This is a genomic window from Burkholderia contaminans, assembly GCF_029633825.1.
Taxonomy (GTDB): Bacteria; Pseudomonadota; Gammaproteobacteria; order Burkholderiales; family Burkholderiaceae; genus Burkholderia; species Burkholderia contaminans.
Genome location: NZ_CP090640.1, coordinates 1482482 through 1501706, shown reverse-complemented (window position 1 = coordinate 1501706; position 19225 = coordinate 1482482). Strand labels below are relative to the sequence as shown.

General features: G+C 64.9%; 17 protein-coding genes. 3 read left to right on the top strand and 14 right to left on the bottom strand.

Annotated features, from left to right (window positions below; translation table 11 throughout):
• Positions 1 to 143: 143 nt before the first annotated feature.
• From LXE91_RS07060 to LXE91_RS07010, 11 genes are all read right to left on the bottom strand, one after another.
• The gene (locus LXE91_RS07060; protein ID WP_039352052.1) at positions 144 to 1193 is read right to left on the bottom strand and encodes a DUF4123 domain-containing protein; all 1050 of its coding nucleotides are present in this window, start codon (positions 1191 to 1193) and stop codon (positions 144 to 146) included.
• Positions 1193 to 3751: a type VI secretion system Vgr family protein gene (locus tag LXE91_RS07055; protein ID WP_039352049.1), complete on the bottom strand. Its 2559-nt coding sequence runs from the start codon at positions 3749 to 3751 to the stop codon at positions 1193 to 1195. Before LXE91_RS07055 ends, LXE91_RS07060 begins: the two co-directional genes overlap by 1 nt.
• Positions 3752 to 3873: 122 nt before the next feature.
• The gene (gene tssA / locus LXE91_RS07050) at positions 3874 to 4995 is read right to left on the bottom strand and encodes a type VI secretion system protein TssA (RefSeq protein WP_039352046.1); all 1122 of its coding nucleotides are present in this window, start codon (positions 4993 to 4995) and stop codon (positions 3874 to 3876) included.
• Positions 4996 to 5037: 42 nt separating this feature from the next.
• Positions 5038 to 7707, bottom strand: a complete 2670-nt coding sequence (gene tssH, locus LXE91_RS07045; protein ID WP_039352044.1) for a type VI secretion system ATPase TssH — start codon at positions 7705 to 7707, stop codon at positions 5038 to 5040.
• Between the two features lie 43 nt (positions 7708 to 7750).
• Complete coding sequence (gene tssG, locus LXE91_RS07040) at positions 7751 to 8851, bottom strand: type VI secretion system baseplate subunit TssG (RefSeq protein ID WP_039352040.1); 1101 nt, start codon at positions 8849 to 8851, stop codon at positions 7751 to 7753.
• The gene (gene tssF, locus LXE91_RS07035) at positions 8815 to 10650 is read right to left on the bottom strand and encodes a type VI secretion system baseplate subunit TssF (RefSeq protein ID WP_039352038.1); all 1836 of its coding nucleotides are present in this window, start codon (positions 10648 to 10650) and stop codon (positions 8815 to 8817) included. The genes tssG and tssF overlap by 37 nt, the downstream gene beginning before the upstream one ends.
• A gap of 77 nt (positions 10651 to 10727) precedes the next feature.
• Complete coding sequence (gene tssE / locus LXE91_RS07030) at positions 10728 to 11213, bottom strand: type VI secretion system baseplate subunit TssE (protein ID WP_021161818.1); 486 nt, start codon at positions 11211 to 11213, stop codon at positions 10728 to 10730.
• 62 nt (positions 11214 to 11275) lie between these two features.
• Complete coding sequence (locus LXE91_RS07025) at positions 11276 to 11779, bottom strand: Hcp family type VI secretion system effector (RefSeq protein WP_006477093.1); 504 nt, start codon at positions 11777 to 11779, stop codon at positions 11276 to 11278.
• Positions 11780 to 11849: 70 nt separating this feature from the next.
• The gene (gene tssC, locus LXE91_RS07020) at positions 11850 to 13340 is read right to left on the bottom strand and encodes a type VI secretion system contractile sheath large subunit (RefSeq protein ID WP_006477094.1); all 1491 of its coding nucleotides are present in this window, start codon (positions 13338 to 13340) and stop codon (positions 11850 to 11852) included.
• 15 nt (positions 13341 to 13355) lie between these two features.
• On the bottom strand, positions 13356 to 13871 hold the full coding sequence (gene tssB / locus LXE91_RS07015; protein WP_027783377.1) for a type VI secretion system contractile sheath small subunit: 516 nt from the start codon (positions 13869 to 13871) through the stop codon (positions 13356 to 13358).
• Between the two features lie 46 nt (positions 13872 to 13917).
• Positions 13918 to 14547 carry a tetratricopeptide repeat protein gene (locus LXE91_RS07010; RefSeq protein ID WP_039352030.1) on the bottom strand — a complete coding sequence of 210 codons (630 nt, stop codon included), beginning with the start codon at positions 14545 to 14547 and terminating at the stop codon, positions 13918 to 13920.
• Positions 14548 to 14920: 373 nt separating this feature from the next.
• Between LXE91_RS07010 and tssJ the strand changes: the two genes are divergently transcribed.
• The 3 genes from tssJ to icmH all read left to right on the top strand — a co-directional run bounded on the left by tssJ (position 14921) and on the right by icmH (position 17761).
• The gene (gene tssJ / locus LXE91_RS07005) at positions 14921 to 15532 is read left to right on the top strand and encodes a type VI secretion system lipoprotein TssJ (protein WP_039352027.1); all 612 of its coding nucleotides are present in this window, start codon (positions 14921 to 14923) and stop codon (positions 15530 to 15532) included.
• A gap of 103 nt (positions 15533 to 15635) precedes the next feature.
• On the top strand, positions 15636 to 16982 hold the full coding sequence (gene tssK / locus LXE91_RS07000; RefSeq protein WP_039352024.1) for a type VI secretion system baseplate subunit TssK: 1347 nt from the start codon (positions 15636 to 15638) through the stop codon (positions 16980 to 16982).
• Positions 16979 to 17761, top strand: a complete 783-nt coding sequence (gene icmH, locus LXE91_RS06995; RefSeq protein ID WP_039352021.1) for a type IVB secretion system protein IcmH/DotU — start codon at positions 16979 to 16981, stop codon at positions 17759 to 17761. Before tssK ends, icmH begins: the two co-directional genes overlap by 4 nt.
• Before the next feature lie 89 nt (positions 17762 to 17850).
• Here the strand turns inward: icmH and LXE91_RS06990 are convergent, their stop codons facing one another.
• From LXE91_RS06990 to LXE91_RS06980, 3 genes are all read right to left on the bottom strand, one after another.
• Positions 17851 to 18168: a DUF7716 domain-containing protein gene (locus tag LXE91_RS06990; protein WP_039352016.1), complete on the bottom strand. Its 318-nt coding sequence runs from the start codon at positions 18166 to 18168 to the stop codon at positions 17851 to 17853.
• A gap of 66 nt (positions 18169 to 18234) precedes the next feature.
• Positions 18235 to 18387 (bottom strand): hypothetical protein, encoded by a 153-nt coding sequence (locus LXE91_RS06985; protein WP_157644956.1) that lies wholly within the window; start codon positions 18385 to 18387, stop codon positions 18235 to 18237.
• A gap of 77 nt (positions 18388 to 18464) precedes the next feature.
• A complete protein-coding gene (locus LXE91_RS06980; RefSeq protein ID WP_223274415.1) occupies positions 18465 to 19187 on the bottom strand; it encodes a hypothetical protein in 723 nt (240 codons plus the stop codon).
• Positions 19188 to 19225: the final 38 nt, after the last annotated feature.

The following is a 19225-nucleotide window of genomic DNA, read 5'->3' as shown; positions in this document are numbered from 1 at the left end:
CACATGGCCGCGGCAGCATGCCGTCGGGACCTGCCGGTACGGCGACCAGCTTGATATTGTCGTTCGTCGAGTCGAACAGCGGCCTCTTCGGCATCCACGCCGTGCGTGTATCGACCTTGCCGGCGCAAGCGGCAATCGCAGACTTACGCCACACCGCTGCGTTCCTCCAGAAGGCTGCGATCGTAGTCTTCACGAATTGCATTCCACGTCGCGTCATCGATCGTCAACAGCGCATCGTCGAGGCTCTTCTCTCCGCAAGACACGGCCACAAGACAAGCCTGCACTGCCGGATGCTCGTCGAATCGGGGGGCGACCTGCACACCGGTCAATACGTAATACAGCGTCTGCTGCTCGTCGACGATCCCGTAGTTGGCCGCGCGTGCCAGTTGCTCGACGACCCGCTCATACAGTTCCACATCGGACAGGTGCTCGATCGACGCCCCCATCGTCTCGCGAAACTTCAGCACGAGCTTGTCCGGATACCCGAGCTCGATCAACCGAGCGTGCTGCTGCTCGCTCAGGCCCGGCGCATCACTCGCCGGCGCCGCGCCTTCGATCGCCGGTGCATCGTTGCGCCACACGACCTCGTCAAGCCGCCGATCGCGATACCGAATTTCGGTGAACGGCGCAACGAACTGCTGCGTCTGCGTATCGCTCCACACCTGTCGAAGTCGCGCCAATACGTGGTTGTCGAAGAAGAACAGGTAGTACGAACGACCGTTGGCCAATTTGTACTGTACATACCGGCGCAGATGCGCGTCGAGCGCATCGAACGACCACGTCGACCACAGCCACGTCACCGCATGCAAATCCACTGCATCCAGCCACAGTTGACGCAGCAGCCTGTGCTGCTCGGCATGCTCGTCGTCGAGCGCGTCGCGGTCGAACGCGATCAGGTACGGCGCGATATCCGTATAGGCATCGAGCCCGGTATCGACCCAGAGCGACGCATAGCGCAGGCCGCGTACCATCGCCAACTGCACATCCAGCTCCTGATAGCTGCGCGTATCGACAAGCGCATAAAGCCGCATCGCCCTGCCGTCGTCGTCCGCATGCGCCAGCGAAGCTTTCAGTGTTTCCAGGAACGCCGGCCACGCGGGCTCGCGTGGATTCGGCGCGGTGTCGACGGCTTCGCTTGTCTCGACGGCGTCGTCCCGATCGACCACGTCGCCCGTATCGTTGACGTCGCCCATCAATCCGCCTCGACCATCGATTCGCGCCCGCTATGTGCATTCAACACGCATTGCTTGCACGTGCCGCCCGGCATCGCGGGCAGCGGATACGGCATGCTCGTCGGCCCGCTGAACGCGTGCTGCGCGCCCTTGAAATCGATCTTCCCTGGCGCGTGAATCTCGATGTTGCCGCCCTTGATCCGGATATAGGCGCCGCCCGACGTCAGCAGGACCTCCTGCTTCGCGGCCACATCAACGACCTCGGTCGCCGCCACCAGCTTCACGGTCTTCTGCGCGGTAAGCTCGATGTTGTCCGCGTGCGCCTGGACCTCGACGTTGCCCTTCGCGGCGAACAGCTTCATTCCGGCATTCTGCGCGAACAGGCTGATGCGGTCACGGATGCCGGCGATCAGCGACTTGCCGCTCGTGATGAAGGTGCTTTGACCGCTGACGATATTGGTCTGCCGATCGCTCGCCAGGTGCACCGACTGCTGCGACGCCATCCCGATCCCCGCCGGGCTCGCGAACAGCATCACCGGTTCCTTGAACGCATTCGCGTTCCCCGTCCCGCCGCCGGCGGTCCGGCCGCCGGACGACGCCCCCGCTGCGCTTTCCTGCGTCGCGTCGGTGAAGGTCTTCAGCGCGTCTTGACCGTTACCAAGGCTTTCCGCCTGATGCGCTTCGCTGACCTGCGACAACGATTCGATCAGCCCCTCGGCATTGACGAGCTGCTGTTGCGTCTCGCGCACGTCGAGCGGCTGGCTATTCACCTGCTTCGGATGCGTCGTGACGTACAACCCCTGCCCGGCGCGCACGGCGCCGTACGCATCCGTGCGCAAGTCGAACCCCGAGCCGAGATACGCGCCGCGCGTGTTGCCGTTCTGCTCGATCAGATAGCCGAGGTGAAGCAGCGAATTCGCGCTGCTGCTGAACAGGCGCGCGCGGTTCTGCCCGGTCGCGTCGTCGAGCACCATCTCGTTGTGCCCCGACCCCGCGTACTCCTTCGACCGGAAGCCCGACAGGATCCCGTCGCTATGCCACTGCGGCTTGGTTGCGCCGTTGTAGACGCGATGCATGACGATCGGCCGGTCGCAGTCCCCGCCGATGTAGCCGACCATCACTTCCTCGCCGACCCGCGGAATATGAACGGCCCCGTAGCCGCCGCCGGTATCCGACTGCACGACACGCATCCAGCACGATGCGGTTTCGGTGCCCCCGTTCTGCCGGTCCCAGACGAACATGACCTTGATCCGGTTCAGCTCGTCCGTATACACCTCTTCGCCCTTCGGCCCGACGACGACGGCCGTCTCGAGCTGCATCACGGGCTTCTTGTGCTCGAACGGGCTGCGATACGGCACCGCCGCACGTTGCACTTCGACCTCGACGAGATAGAACCCGGCCGAACCGTCGTCATGACCCACTTCGAACGAAACAGCCGAACCGTGACCGGCTTTCGCCTGCGCGAGCCGCGCCTGCAGGCTGTGCGGGAAGTTCGCTTCGTGGTCCGAGATCGGCAGGTTGTTCTCGATGTACCGCGACACCTTCAAGGCCGCAAATTCCCGGTCCTGCGCCGAATCGCGGTCGTGCTCGGGATGGTCGGCCAGCGTGAAGCGTCGCCCGGCGTCGATCCCCCGCACGCCACCCACGCCGAAGAAGCGTTTCGCGCGCGACTCCCATTCCTCGAGGCGGATCTTCGACAGATGTTCGCCGCGGTCCTGCCCCGCGTACGTGTATGCGCCGGTGTATTCGTAGATTTCCATCTGGCCCGGCAGATCGCCCTGGCCGGCCTTCGTGGGCAACGTCGTGCCGTTCGGATTGCCGGACGTCGACGGCGATTTGTAATCGAACGTGCGCGTGGTGTGCTGCGCACTCTGCAAGGTGCGCGACGCGGCCCATTGCGTGAATCCGGTGGCTTCGCTCCCGGCTCCGGAGCGGTCGAACCGGACGACATTCGGCGACACTTCGTCGAGCGCGTGCAGGTCGTCGGTGATGACGAGCGTGTGCGCGCTGCCGTCCCCCGCATGTCGCCAGAAGCCGAACAGCCCTTCGTCTTCCATCAGGCGATGCACGAAGTTCCAGTCGGTTTCGCTCTGGCGACAGTAGGAGCGCGACGGCAGCGGCTTCGACAGCGCAAACTGATAGCGCCCCTTGGCCTGTGGATGCGTATCGAACACGTCGGCCAATATCGCGTCGACCGACTTGTCCTGCCAGTACCGCATGTCGCTGCGGAACTTGAGGAAGTGCATCCACGACGCGAAGGTCAACTGGTAGCCCGACAGGCTGCCGTCCGTGCCGAGCCGGCGCGCCGTATGGACGTAGCCGTTGATCGGGAGATACGACTGGTCGACCTGCTGGATCCACAGCGTCATCGGCTGCGCGATGAACGTCTTGAGTTCGACGTCGCTCGCGGTGGACACGAGATCGAGCGTCACGCTGAAGTCGCGGCCCAGTTCTGAACAGATCACGGCCCGGCGCGGCACCAGCGCGTTGTTCGGCAGCGACGGGATGTCCGTCTTCAGCAGGCGATCCTGCTGAATCAGGCCACCATGAATCGCCTGTGCCAGTTCGGTCATGTTCATGCGTCACTCATCTTCTTGTTTGCCGCGGACCCGCCGGGGTCCACGCTCTCAGGAAAGAGCCCTTCTCTCACCGCACGACGGCACCCGGGCCCGCGTCACGCGCGCCGCCACCACATCGTCGCTCACGACTGCTCGTCCGGCCTCACACCCAGCAACTCACGAATATGCGACAGCGAGCCGTCGTCCTTCACGACGCTCTCGAGCCACTTGTGCAGCGGCATGTCGGCCCATTCGGCGGCCTTGTCGGCGAGATACGCGACCGGGCTGTGCGGCTCGGTATGGCGGAAATAGCGGGCGACCGCGCGCAACTGGTCGACGGCCTGCGCACGGTTCTGGATGCCGGCGATCATCTGCGGCACCGGGGCGCGCGGAACGGGCTGCGGCTGCACGTGAGTCTCCTCCGTCTGGATCGGGTTGCCGAACACCGGCTCGATGCGCTCGGGCTGCGCCTGCGGTGCCGACTGCGTGTGGGGCGCGCTGCCCGTATAGCCCTGCTCGCGCGCAAAGCGCTCGGCGAGCCGGTACACGGTCTCGAACGCGTCGCGCGCCTGACGGAAGCTCGGCGCCGAATCGCCCGCGCGCTCGACGAGCCGCTCCTCGAACGCGTCGAGCGCGAATTCGAACGCCTTCAGGTTCGCGAGCAACGCGGTGTAGAACGCGATCGACGTCACGCGACGCGACGAGTCGATCTGCTCGATCGACGGCTTGCCGCGCGCGATTTCGTCCGCGTGTTCGGGGTCGCGCTTGATGGCCTGGGCAACGTGCTGCGCCACTTCCCAGTCGAGCGTGCTGAACGCGTTCGACGCGCCGTCCGTCATCGGCACCGCACGCAGCAGCTCGGCCGTACGGCCGGACAGCCATGCGACGTTGCCGAGCCGGTGTTCGGTGTCGTCGTCCTCGGGCAGCGGGTGCACGGTGTCCCAGAAGTCGCGGCAAAGGCCCTCGAGCAGCGCATAGCCTTCGGTGAGGCCGGTGATGCCGTCTTCGAGCGCGAGCGCCTCGGTCAGCCACACGGCGAGCCGCAAGTCCTTCGTGCGCGTGCGCAGCAGCTCGCCTGCATGGTCGACCACGAAGCCCCAGTCGGCCTCCTTGATCTCGGTCACCCACTCGCCCTGGTCGAGCGTCGGATCGTCGTAGCGCCGCGCATCCTGGATCGCGTCGAATTCGTTCGAAAACAGCAGGTCGTCGCCGCTGGGCGACGCATCGCTGATCGGCGTCAGCAGCTCGGGGAGATTGATCGGCATGGTTCGGTCAGTTCATCAAATGCTTGCGTTGCACGGCCGCGCTCATTCGACGGTGTACGTGAATTCGCCGGCCTCGTCCGCGCGCACCGCGATGCGCGCGATGGCCTCGCCGTCGGCGATCCGGCCGAGCACGTGGCCCGCGATCTCCGGCAGCAGCGTGCCGTTCAGGATGTGGTCGACGTTGCGGGCGCCCGAATCGACTTCGGTGCAGCGTGCGAGCACCGCATCGACGAGCGACTCGTCCCATTCGAACGCGGCCTTGTGGTTCGTCTCGATGCGGCGGCGGATCCGCTCGAGCTTCAGCTCGATGATCTCGGCCAGCACGTCGTCGGAAATCGGGTAGTACGGCACGACCTTCATCCGCCCGAGGAACGCGGGCTTGAAGGTCTTGTACAGCTGCGGGCGCAGCGTCTCCGCGAGCGCGTCCGGATCGGGCAGCTCTTCGGCCGGCTTGTTCAGGCACGCCTGCATCACCGCGGCGGAGCCGACGTTCGACGTCAGGATGATCAGCGTGTTGCGGAAGTCGATCTCACGGCCTTCCGCATCGTCCATCGCGCCCTTGTCGAATACCTGGAAGAACATCTCCAGCACGTCGGGGTGCGCCTTCTCGACCTCGTCGAGCAGCACGACGGAATACGGGTTGCGGCGCACGGCCTCGGTCAGCACGCCGCCTTCGCCGTAGCCGACGTAGCCCGGCGGCGAGCCCTTCAGGCCCGACACGCTGTGCGCTTCCTGGTACTCGCTCATGTTGATCGTGACCATCTTGCGCTCGCCGCCGTACAGGATGTCGGCCAGCGCGAGCGCCGTCTCGGTCTTGCCGACGCCCGACGGCCCGACGAACATGAACACGCCGCGCGGCTTGTTCGGATCCTCGAGGCTCGCGGTCGCGGTGCGCACGCGCTGCGCGATCGCCTCCAGCGCGTGGTCCTGGCCGATCACGCGCGCGGCGAGCAGCGGCTGCAGGTTCATCACGGTGTCGATCTCGTCCTTCACCATCCGGCCGAGCGGAATGCCCGTCCACGCGGCGACGATCTCGGCCACCACGTGTCCGTCGACCTGCAGCGGCACCATCGGCTCGCCGCCCTGCAGCGCGTGCAGCGCCGCGACGCGTTCGGCGAGCTTGTCGCGGGTGGCCTGCACATCGACCGGCTGGCCGTCTTCCGACGGGCCGCGTGCCTTGTCGAGCGCTTCGCGCAGCGCGGTGATCTCGGCGACGATCACGCGCTCGGCTTCGTAGCGCGCTTCGTCCTTCGCCAGTTGTTCGAGCGCCGTGTCGCGCGCACCGCGCAGCTCGCCGAGCCGCTCGTCGTGCGACGCGCCGCCGGCCGCCTCGCGCTCCAGCGACGCGATCTCCGCGTCGATCCGCTCGATGCGCTTCTTCGTGTCGTCGATCGCCGCCGGCGTCGCACTGTGCGCGAGCGCGACCTTCGCGCACGCGGTGTCGAGCACGCTGATTGCCTTGTCCGGCAGCTGGCGGCCGCTGATGTAGCGGTGCGACAGGCGCACGGCCTCGATGATCGCGTCGTCGAGGATCCGCACGTTGAAGTGCTTCTCCATCAGGCCGGACATCCCGCGCAGCATCGCGGCCGCGAGCGGCTCGCTCGGCTCCTCGACCTTCACGACCTGGAAGCGCCGCGCGAGCGCCGCATCCTTCTCGAAGTACTTCTTGTATTCGCTCCACGTCGTCGCCGCGATCGTGCGCAGCTCGCCGCGCGCGAGCGCCGGCTTCAGCAGGTTCGCCGCGTCGTTCTGGCCGGCCTGGCCGCCCGCGCCGATGATCGTGTGCGCCTCGTCGATGAACAGGATGATCGGGTGCGCGCTCTTCTTCACCTCGTCGATCACGCTCTTCAGGCGGTTCTCGAACTCGCCCTTCACGCTCGCGCCGGCCTGCAGCAGCCCCATGTCGAGCACGTGCAGCGCGACGCCGCGCAGCGGCGGCGGCACGTCGTCGGCCGCGATGCGCAGCGCGAGGCCCTCGACGACCGCCGTTTTGCCGACGCCGGCCTCGCCGGTCATGATCGGGTTGTTCTGGCGGCGGCGCATCAGGATGTCGATCGCCTGGCGGATCTCGGCTTCACGGCCGATCACCGGGTCGATCTTGCCGTCGCGTGCGCGCTGCGTGAGGTTGGTCGTATACGTGTCGAGCGCGGGCGTCTTCGACGGGCCGGCCGCAGCGGCGAACCCGTCGGCGGCCGGCGCGACGTCGCTGCCGTCGTCGTCCGCCTGGCGCGGCTCGGCCTCGCTCGAGCCGGCCATGATCTCGTCGAACTTGTGTTTCAGGTCCGTCACGTTCATTTCCGCGAACTGCGACGACATCCGTTGCGCGAACTGCGCGAGATCGGGTGCGGTCAGCAGCGCGAGCAGCAGGTGCCCCGAACGGATGCGGCCGAGCTGCGAGTCGAGCGACGCGATCAGCCATGCCTGTTCGAACAGCGCGATCAGGTGCACGGAGAACACCGGCGTGCGCGTGTTGCCCGTCTTCAGGCGCGTCAGTTCGCGCTCGAGGTCGGCATGCAGCGCGTGCGGATCGACACGGCTCGCGCGCAGTGCGAGCGGCAGGTCGCCCGTCGCTTCCTCGAGCAACGCGAGGAACAGGTGCTCCAGATCGACCTCGTAGTGGCCGCGCGCCAGGCACGCGCTCGCCGCACGCTCGGTCGCGTGGCGGCACAGCGGGTTCAGTTTCGTGATCAGGGTCTTCAGAGGCGTGCTCATGGCGTCGATCTCAGGTTCGATTGCGTGTTGTTGTCGTTCGGAATCAGTGAATCACGTGCAGTTCGTAGCGGGCGTCGGAGCGGTCCTCTATCGCGTCGCGCGTGCAGAGGAATGCGTCCCAGCCGAGCCGCGAGCCTGCGCCGAGCACGCTCGCGCCGACTTCGGTGCGCTTGAGCACGAGCTTCACTTCGTATTCGAGCGTGACGCCGGCGAGCAGCGTCAGCATCCGCTCCAGTGCGATGGCGTGCGCGCCGCCAGGCAGGAACGCCTCGTAGTCGCGCTTGGACAGCGGGCCGACGACGATCCGCGCGCGCATGTCGCGCTGCCACACGCGTTCGCCGACGAGCGCCGTCCCGCCGAGCACCGCGTTGACTTCGCCGAGCACGCTCAGCTGGTCAGGCGGCACGTCGTACCACTTGCCGACGAACTGGTCGATCTTCACCGGCACGCGGAAATAGTCGGACAGCGTGCGCTGCAGGTAGGCGGCCGACATCGGCCGGTGCCGCGCGGCGAGCGCATAGCCGGCCACGGCCTCGTCGAGCACGCCGCCCACGCCGGCCGCGAGGCTGTCGCGCACCTCGTCGCTCGGCACGCCCGCGATCGCGAGCAGCAGCGGCAGATAGCGTTCGTCGCGGTCGAGCTCGTAATGGAACGGCAGCCGGTATTTCTTCCACGCGGCATAGAACAGCGCGGTCGCGCGGTTCGAGAACACGTCGAAGAACGCGCGCGCCGCATGGTCGCGCTTCAGATGCTCGCGCGCGACGATCTGCTCGGTGTAGTGCAGCGGCAGCGCGCCCTGCCCGCCGAGCAGCCCGAAGAACGCGGGCGTCAGCTCGACGTGGCCGAGCTCGCCGGCCGCGAGTGCGGCGCCGCGCGCCTCGCCCGTGTCGAGGTGGGTGCCGTCGTCGTCGAACGAGCGCGCGCCTTCGATCTCGCTCGGCGGAAAGCCGAGCGACAGCGTGTTGCGGAATTCGATGCGCTGCGCGACCACGTCGCCCTGCCGCCACGCGCCGGGCGCATCCGACGCCTGTCGCGCGAACAGCCCTTCGAGCACGCGCACGGCCTGGAAGAACTCGAAGCGGTGCGGTTCGTCGAGCAGCGCGTCGACTACGCCAGGATCGATTCGCCGGTCCGGGGCTTGCATCGGATGATCTCCTCGCCGGTGCGCTTCGACACGACGACTAGTTGAACGAAACTGTTGAGGTGCACGTACAGCCCGAAGAAGCTGTCGAGCACACGCACGAACGAGGCCAGGCTCGCGCCCACGAAGTGTTCCTCGTCGATCGTCAGGCGGATCTCGATGCCGCGCACGAAGGTCGCGAACGGCTTGCCGGGCAGCCACTGCACGGCGCCGCGCTGCTCGACGCCGGCGAGGCCGTCGATCTGGCGCATCGACACGGCGGTGCGCCGCAGGTCGTACAGCGTCAGCATTTCCTTCAGCGGCGCGAGGCCGTGCGCGACCAGCGACACGTGATTGAGCGCGAGGTGCGACACGAGCCGCCAGTGCGCGGCGCGACCGCGCTCGAAGCGCACGCTCTGCGTCGGGCGGCGCAGCAGTGAAATGCCGCTCGTCTGCGCACCGCCTTCCTGGAACAGGTCGCCGCCTTCGAGCCCGAACGCGAGCATCGCCGGCAGGTCGCGGTTCGTACAGGTGAGATCGAGGCTCAGCGTGTCGGTCTGCGGCGACGTCGGCTCGAAATCGATATCGACGATCGAAATCTCGGTTTCGTAGCCGGGGCTCTTCTGCGCGACCCAGTCGTTGCGGCGCGCGAACCAGTAATGGCCGATCCGCGCCGATTCGCCGTGATGCAGCGAATAGAACGGCCGGAACTCGATTACCGACTCCTCGTGCGCCTGCTGCCTGACGAGCTTCACCGAATCGATCGAATACACCTCGTACGCGAACGCGCGCCGCGCCTCGGCGATCACCGGGTAGGACACCGCGCGATGCGTGATGCGGATCGGCTCGCCGTGCTGGCGGAACAGGTTGACGATCGGCGTGCAGAACAGCCGGAAGTGGCTCGCCGTCAGCAGTTCGAGCAGCCGCGCGACGTGCGAATCGCTGCGCACGTCCTGCAGCACGAGATGCAGCGTCGCGCGCTGGCAGCGGCCGCTCGCGCGCGCGATCGCCGCGAGGTCGAAGTCGACGAAATCGAACTTGTCGGGGAACGCGAAGTATTCGGTGAGCAGGCGATACGCGGGATGCGATTTCGCCGGGTAGTCGATCAGCGCGTCGTCCTCGTCGAAGCCGGCGTGCGCGATCGGCAGCTTGCGCAGCGCGGTCCAGCGGCCGTTGCGCTCGGGCTCGACATACGCGCCGAGCACGTTGACGAACAGGCAGTCGGTCAACGCGGCGACGAACGACTGCTCGCCGTGCAGGTGCGCGCGCAGCGTCGGCAGCTTCAGCGCGCCGAGATCGAGCTGCGCGGCGAGCGATTCGAACGTGATCGAGATCACGCCCGTCGCATTGGACGGCAGCACCGTCGCGCTCGGCGCGAGCGCGACCGGCGTGTAGCGGGCTTCCGAGATGCGGATCGGCGCGAGCGTCACGTCATAGGCGGTGCGGAACCGGCATTGCACGCCGCGGATCGGGCGGCTCTTCAGCTCGGTGCCGCGATCGATCACGACCGGTTCGGTCTGCTGGCCGGGCGACGCCGGCGTGAACTGCGCGATCGAGCACGACGGGAACGGCCGCAGGTAGTGCGGATACAGCACTTCCAGCAGCGCTTCGGTGAATTCCGGGTAATCGTCGTCGAGCTTCTTGTTGATGCGCGCGCCGAGCAGCGCGAACGACTCGATCATCCGCTCGACGTGCGGATCCTCGCAATGCTCGCCGGACAGCGCGAGCCGCGCCGCGATCTTCGGATAGCGTTCGGCGAAATCTCGCGAATAGCGCCGCAAAAACGATAATTCGCGCTCGTAATACGGCAGCAATTCTTCCATCGACGACCCCGAACCTCAATATTTCCTGCCGGACCCTGATCCACCACCGGGCGGTCCGGCCCGCTCGGCGGCTTGATTTACTGCATTCTTGCGGCGCGTGCGCGCGTGACCGAATACTGCAGCGTGGAGGGCTGCAGCATCGCGTCGAAACTCACCGGCTCCTCGGCCGGGTGCACGACGAGCAGCGCCTGGATCGCGAAGTAAAGCGCGTTGGTGGCCTGCTCGTTCAGCTCGAACGTCACCTGCACCTGCTGCAGGCGCGGCTCGTGGCGCGCGATGGCCTGCTGGATCGACTTGCAGATGAACGCGCGATCGTAGTGACTCGCGAGGCTCAGCCCCGCGAAATCGTTCAGCCCGTAGGTCAGCACCGACTTCTGGCACTCCGGCAGCGTGGCCAGCTCGTTCTCGGTGTGCGCAATACGGGTATTGAGGATCGCCTCGACGTCGCGGGCGACCGTGTTCTTGAGCTCATCCAGCGACAATTGCCGCATCGCTGCCGAGGCCGGCAGGTGCGGTTCGTCGTCGAACAGCTTGTCGAGAAAACTGGGTTCGAATCGTTTCATCGGCCGGTGTGGACAGCGAAAACGGCAACGGGACGCCGTGCGCCCCGTTGCCGCAACCGACCTTAGACCGCGTAGGTCTTGTCGTTCTTCGTCAGACTCCAGGCGCCTTGCGTGTTGCCGCCCTGGTTGCCGCCGATCTTCTGCTGGGTTTGCTTCCACTGCACAGCTGCGTACTTCAGCGAGAACGTCTCGAGCGGCAGACCTTCTTCGCGAACGCTCGGGGCGATGCTCGAGATGATCACGTACTTGAGCTTGACTTCCAGATACTGCACGCGCTTGCCTTCACCGTCAGCGCGCGAGAAATGGACCGTCACCTCGTCGAACGTGGTGCCGCCCGAAGCGTGTTGGTACAGCAGCGGGCTCGACGAATCGATTTCCTTCGTGAAGATCATGTCGCCGTGTTCGCAACGCGTCATCGTGTGACCGCCAGCGGTCGATGCGGTTGCCGAACGCGGCTGAACGATCGAGTGATCCCATGACTTCAGTTCGATCCAGCCCTGGTGGTCCTTGTCCGCGGATTCGCCCTTCACCGCGGGACTACCAAACTGCAAGTGCATATGTAACATGGCCCTTCGACTCCCCAAAGAGGTGGTTTTAACGTCCTACCCAGGCGGCCCGCCCGGGCGATTTACTCGCTTATGAATTTGCCGGTTTGGGCAGATCAGCGACAAGTCGCAGAGAAATCGAGAGTTCGTCGAGCTGAAAGTGCGGGCGCAGGAACGCGACCGAACGATACGAGCCCGGCTTGCCCGGAATCTCCGACACTTGTATGGATGCCTCGCGCAGCGGAAATTGCGCTTTCTGTTCCTGCGAGGCGTTGTCGTCGAGCAGGACGTACTGCGAAATCCACCGGTTGAGGAAAGTCTCCACGTTCTGCGCCGATGCGAAGCTGCCGATCTTGTCCCGCATCATCGCCTTCAGGTAGTGCGCGACGCGCGATACCGAGAAGATGTACTGAAGCTGGGCGGACAGGACGGCGTTCGCATTCGCGCTGTCGGTGCTGTATTTCTTGGGTTTCTGCACCGACTGCGCAGCGAAGAACGCGGCGTAATCTGAGTTCTTGCAATGGACGAGCGGGATGAAGCCGAGGTCGCTCAGCTCCTTCTCGCGGCGATCGGTGATCGCGATTTCGGTCGGGCACTTCAGCGCGACTTCACCGTCGTCGGTCTTGAACGTGTGGGTCGGCAGATCCTCGACGAGGCCGCCGCCTTCGACGCCGCGGATCGCCGCGCACCAGCCGAAGTCGTCGAATGCGGCCGTCAGGCGCGCAGCGAACGCCCACGCGGCGTTGCACCACAGGTACTTGTCGTGGTCGGTGCCGTCGACGTCCTCGACGAAGTTGAAGTTCTCCGCGGTCTGGCCGTCCTTCGGATTGAACGGCAGGCGGCCGAGGAAGCGCGGCAGCGTCAGGCCGACGTAGCGCGAATCTTCGGCGTCGCGGAACGACTTCCACTTCGCATATTCGACCGTATCGAACACCTTGCCCAGGTCGCGCGGCTTGCCGAGGTCGGAGAACGACTCGAGGCCGAGCAGCTCGGGCGATGCCGACGCGATGAATGGCGCATGCGCGGCCGCTGCAACGTGCGACATCTGCTCGATGAAGTACATGTCTTCCGGCTGGCGCGAGATCTCGTAATCGCCGATCAGCGCACCGAACGGCGAGCCGCCGAACGTGCCGAATTCTTCTTCGTAGACCTTCTTGAACAGCGCGCTCTGGTCGAACTCGCTCGCGCCCTTGAAATCGCGCACGAGGTCGCGCTTCGGTGCGTGCAGCGCCTTGATCTTGATCGTCTGGCCGGTGTTGCTTTCCTTGACCAGGTAGTCCATCCCGCGCCACGTGCTTTCGAGGCGCTGGAATTCCGGCGCGTGCATCACTGCGGAAAGCTGCGTGGAAATCAGGCGGTCCAGTTCCGCGACGCGCGCGTCGATCGTGGCCGACAGGTTGTCCGACACGATCACCGTGCCGTCGAGCACCTGGTGCACGAGTTCGCCGATCAGGTCCTTCGCACGCGCATGCTCGGAATCGGATTTCGCGACCTTGCTCTTCTCGACGATGTCGTCGAGCAGCGAAGTCCCGGCGGCGTATTCCGCGCCGCTCGCTTGGGCCGCAGCCGTTTGCTGGTTCATCTCAACACTCCGTCGTCATTCGCCGTCTTTGTCGCTGCCCGTGCCCTTCGCGAGCTCCTGCAGCTGCTGCGTGTTCTTCAGCACCTCGGACAGCAGATCCTCGAGCTTGTCGTTGCCGGCGAGCTTGTTGCGCAGGTCGGCGAGCTTCGAGCGCGCCTCGAGCAGGCGGCGCAGCGGCTCGACCTGTTCGACGACTTCGTCCGGGCTGAAATCCGACAGCGAACGGAACTTCAGGTCGACCGCGAACTTGCCGCCTTCCGGGCTCAGGCGGTTTTCCACCTGGAACGCGGCACGCGGCTCGATCGCCTTCATCACGTCGTCGAAATTGTCGCGATCGATGTTGACGAATTTACGGTCGCGCAGCTTCGGCTGCTCGATTTCGGACTGGCCCGCCAGATCGCCGACGACCCCGACGACGAACGGCAGTTCCTTCACCTCGATCGCATCGCCCTTCTCGACCTCGTAGGTCAATTGGACGCGCGGCGGCCGTATTTTCTGCAAGCTTTTCTGAATGCTTTCTTTCTTGGCCATCTCGACGGCTCCCAGGTTAGTTGTGGTTATCGCGTCAGTTTTGCGGTCAGTTGCGCAGTGCGCCGAACGGGTCCGCGCCGCCCTTCTGCGGCGTGGCGGGCGGCGTCGGCGTGCTGGTCGCCGCTGCTTCGGCCGCAGGTGCAGCGCCGTTCTTCGCACGATGAACGGCACGGCGCGGCGGGCGCGGCTTCACGACCTTCGTTTCCGGCGGGAACAGCGCCGATTCGCCCAGCGTATCGCGCAGCTGCTTCGCGAGCGCCTGCGCATCGGACTTCGCGTCACCCGCGAGCGACGAATCCTGGCGCAGCTCGCCGAGCGACTGCGTCGCGATCCGCAGGCCGGCCACGGCCAGCACGCTCTTTGCCTGACGGTCGGTCGCGTCGCGCTGCAGCGCTTCCTGCGCGGCAACGATTGCCTGACCGTAGTGGTTCTGGGCGAACTGGATTTGCGCGATGCGCGACCACGGCTCTTCGCGCGTCGGATCCGACTTCGCGAGCTGCTGATACAGGCCGAGGGCCTTGTCCTGGTCCCCTGCCTTCGCAACTGCGTCCGCATCCGCCAGCGACTTGTTGAACACGTCGGCGGTCGGCGGCGCGGGGGGCTGGCTCGCACAGCCGGCGATCACGCCGCAAGCCACTACTACCCCAGACAGTTTTGCGAAGAGACGGTCTTTCATCGTTATATCCACCGGCGCGTGAGTTTTAATCGTTGAGAATCTGGTTCTTTTGCTTTGCAAGAAGCGCGCGGGTATAGTACCGATCAATTTTTCATAATTCAATCGTCGTGTGAAGAGTAATTCCTTTTAAAACCGGGCGCTACCCCCTCCAATGGCCTCTCGCAGCGGGCTCGCAGCGATTTTTCTGGCGGCCGGAATGGGCAAGTTTTACTGGTTTGGCGACCTGCCGCCCGGATGGCGGAAAAAATTTCCGGGCGCCTGCCATGACGCGGGCGTGCTTAATAGTTGAACGGTGCAATGTCGGGGATACGCAGCGAACGCGGAAATACCCGGCAGATTTGACAGGGATAAAAGGCAGCCCGCCGGATATACGATGAGATCGCTGATGATTCGCTACGCGCTGCCACTGGTTGCCTGCGCCCTTCTGGCCGGATGCGCGGCCGCCCCGCTGCTCGGCTCCGCCGCCAGCGCCGTGATGTCCGCGGCCGGCATCGGCAAGCCCGAGCTGCCCGACGCGCAGAAGCCCCCGCGCAACCTCGGCATCACGCTCGCCGCGGCGCCGAACCTGAATGCCGCGACCGACAACAAGCCGCTCGCGCTCGTCGTGCGGCTCTATACGCTGAAGGACCCGACGTCGTTCCAGCAGGCGCCGTTCGACGCATTCACGGATCCGACCAAGGAAAAGGCCGCATTGGGCGCGGATCTGCTGAACGTGCGTGAAATCACGCTGATTCCGGGCCAGCGCTATACGGCGACCGAGAAGGTTTCGCGCGAGGCGCAGGCATTCGGCATCGTCGCGCTGTTCCGCGATCCCGCACTGCAACGATGGAAACTGACGTTCGACCCGGTGAAGTCGGAGAAATCCGGCATAATCATCGGCCTGCATAATTGCGCGATGACGGTCACCGACGGCACTGTCATCGCACCGCAACAGGGTGCGCCTTCACAACCGCTGAATTTGCTTTCTTCGGTCTCCTGCGGTTAAACAATGACGCACGAATGTCAATTAACAAGAGTTAACAATTGCCGATTTAATTCGGGCACGAACAAATCGATTACATCGCAACGCGACATTAACCGGATTTGACATGAGTTATTCGGCCAAGGTGCTGTGGGGGGAAGGGCTGTTCCTCCGGCCTCAACACTTTCAGCGGCAGGACGCGTACCACGAAGCGCGCCTGTTCGAATCGATCCAGGCGATCCAGCCGTACAACTGGGGCGTGCGCTCGGTGCGCATCGACCGCGACGCGCTCGGCAGCAACGTGCTGCGGGTGGCCGAGCTGGCGCTCGTGTTCCCGGACGGCGCGCTGTATGCCGCGCCGCAGGCCGACGACCTGCCGCCGCCGATCGCGCTGGACACGCTGCCTGACGGCATCAACGAGTTCGTGTTCTATCTCGCGCTGCACCCGCTGCGCGAGAACGGCACCAACTACAGCGACGATCCGGCCGCCGGCTTCATGACGCGCTTCGTCAGCGAGCAGACGAGCGTCGGCGACAACTTCACCGACGCCGCCGAAGCCGACATCACGTTCCTGAAGACGCAGGTCAAGCTGATCGCGCACAGCGAACCGCGCGACCAGCTGCTGTCGGTGCCGCTCGTGCGGGTGCGCCGCACCGCGACGTCCGGTTTCGAGATCGACGACAGCTTCGTGCCGCCGTGCCTCGCGATCGACGCGTCGCCGATCCTCCACCAGCGGCTGCGCCAGCTCGTCGACGCGCTGCAGGCGAAGGTAAACGCGCTGTACGGCTTCCACCGCGAGCCGTCGAAGAACATCATCGAATTCCGCTCGGGCGACATCGCGTCGTTCTGGCTGCTGCACACCGCGAACGCCGCGTTCGCGACGCTCGCGCACCTGCACCAGCATTCGGCGCTGCACCCCGAGCGGCTGTTCCAGGAACTGCTGCGCCTCGCAGGTCAGCTGATGACGTTCTCGAAGGGCTACACGCTCGCCGACCTGCCGGTGTACCGCCATGACGATCCGGGCCCGAGCTTTGCGCGTCTGGACCTGATGCTGCGCGAGCTGCTCGACACCGTGATTTCGACGCGCTACTTCGCGATCACGCTCGACGAGGTGCGCCCGTCGTTCCACCTCGGCCGCCTCGATTCCGGCAAGATCGACGACAAGACCGAGTTCTACCTGGCGGTGTCCGCGGACATGCCGAGCGTCGAGCTCGTCGATGCGGTGCCGGCCCGCTTCAAGGTCGGCGCGCCCGACGACGTCGACAAGCTCGTGCTGTCGGCGATGCCCGGCGTGCGGCTCTCGTACACGCCGCAGGTGCCGCCCGCAATTCCGGTGCGCCCCGGCGCATGCTACTTCGCGCTCGATTCGCGTAGCCCGCTGTACGAGCGCATGCTGCAGGCCCAGTCCGCGATGATCTACGCGCCGACTGGCATCAATGACCTGAAATTCGAACTGATCGCGGTCACATCATGAGCTACGCGCCTTCCCTGTTCGGCGACAACGCGCCGGCACCCCTGCATACGCCGGCGTCGACCGACGCCTCGTTCCAGGCCCGCTCGCTGCTCGACCTGCTGTACGACGGGTTCTTCATGCTGTTCCTGCTCAAGAACGGGCGGGAGCCGGAGAGCGCGGGCGAGTTCAGCACGCGCATCCAGGAATTCCTGTCGGACTTCGAGCGCGGGGCGAAGAAGCTGAATATCGCCGCTGAAGACGTGTACGGCGCGAAGTTCGCGTTCTGCGCGGCGATCGACGAGATGGTGCTGTCGTCGCAGTTCAAGATCCGCACGGAGTGGGAACGCCGGCCGCTGCAGCTCGTGCTGTTCGGCGAGCAGCTCGCGGGCGAGAAGTTCTTCCAGTATCTCGAGGATTGTCGCGCGCAGGGCGCGGCGCGGCTGCAGTCGCTCGAGGTATTTCATATGTGCCTGCTGCTGGGGTTCCAGGGGAAGTATCTGCTCGAGGGGCCGGAGAAGCTGGCTTACCTCACTGCGCGGCTGGGGGACGAGATTGCGCATATGAAGGGCAAGCGGGCGCCGTTTGCGCCGCATTGGCCGCTGCCGGATCAGATCGCGCACCGACTCAAGCGTGAGGTGCCGGTTTGGGCGATTGGGGCGGTTTTTGCGCTGGTTGCGCTGCTTGGGTATCTTGGGCTCAACACGTATCTCAAGGACAAGACGCTGCAGGCGCTGGCGCCTTATTCGCAAGTCATCAAGGTCGGGCCGGAGTCGGCTAATTTGACGATTTCGTTGCCTTGAGGGGTGGGCTTCGCTCCGGCGCTGATGCTTCATGAGAAAAGGACCGCTTGGCGGTCCTTTTTTGTTTGTGACGTGCTCGCGGCGTGACGTCAGAACAGGATGAACGCGTCGTTATCGACGTAGAACACGAACGCGTCGAACAACTGCGCCGCGCTCGGTTCGTCGATCTGGTCGTGCGCGTTGATCACGATGTCCTCGATCGTCGCGCTATCCAGCGCCACGTGCCAGCCGGGCTGCCGGGCAATGGCCGACACTGCATCGTCTCCGGCGTCTTTGGTGTCTTCGGAGAATGCCCCCTCCGTGTCGAGCGTCCATGGCGTCGGCGGGAGATAGAGCCATCCGGAGAAATCGCCCGGGCGTTCGAGAATGTGTTTCAGCGACACGACGGTCGCGAGGGTGGTCGACATGGGTATTGCGGTTGTATCGAAGTGAATGCGGCATGGCCGCCACAAGATCGCAGCGGCCGCGCGTGATTATGCCAATTCCACGCCAGCGTGATTGGCAAGTTGTCGTCGCAGGTCGATCTGCTGGTTACTGGATGGCGGGTCGTGATCTGCGAGACCGACGATATGCACGCCGTCTTCGGACGTGCCAGTCACGACGTCCGCAACGAATCCGGTGTCCATTTCGCTCGGCTCCTGACGGACGTTGTGCTCACTCGATGTAACAGGTTCCAAGCCGAATTCCGGCGAATTCAAACCCGCTATGTCGGTTTCCCGAAATACACGATATCGAATGCTTCGATCCAGCCCGACCATTCAACGGGTAACGCGTCACGCCACATCCGGTTCGTGTCGATGCGACTATCGGACGCGAACAGTACCACGTCCCGCATCGAAGCGACGTCGATGGTCAACACGATCAGATTGCCAGCCCGCCCGGTAAACGCGGCACGCCGGCAGGTTCCGGGATCTTCGACATCATCGAAGAACACCACGCCGGAGGCAGCGAGGTCAGCCTCTCGGCAACGCATGTATCCCCAGTCCGCAATCCGCACCGGGTGTGCCTGAAATGCAGCGGCAAGTGAGGGGTACTGAACCGTCGTCACGATCGGGATTACCTCGATCCGCTCAGGATCGTGGAAAGCTGAAGCTGCGTGCCTGCCGGGTCGAGCCGGTAACGCGGTCCTGTTCAGATATTCGTCAAAGCATTTTTCGCAAACAGGGACAAGCCCGCCAAAGACAGTCGCATGCGCTTCTTCGAAATCCGGGCCAAATGGTGTGTCACCAGGCTCGGGCAACCCGGACTGCTTCGCAATATCCGCCGAAACGAAGTACGAGATGTCGGGGAGCCCATCTCCAAGCCAGTCGATGTCATAGCGGAACGTCTGCAATCGCCCCGCGTCTTTTTTCATATCGGCCGCGATATCACTTGAAACATGCACCACGCCGGAAGCGCGGTGCGTTTTGCACAATATCCTGCCCATGTCTCGTCCTATTGATGCCGCTCGTTCGCAAGTAACCA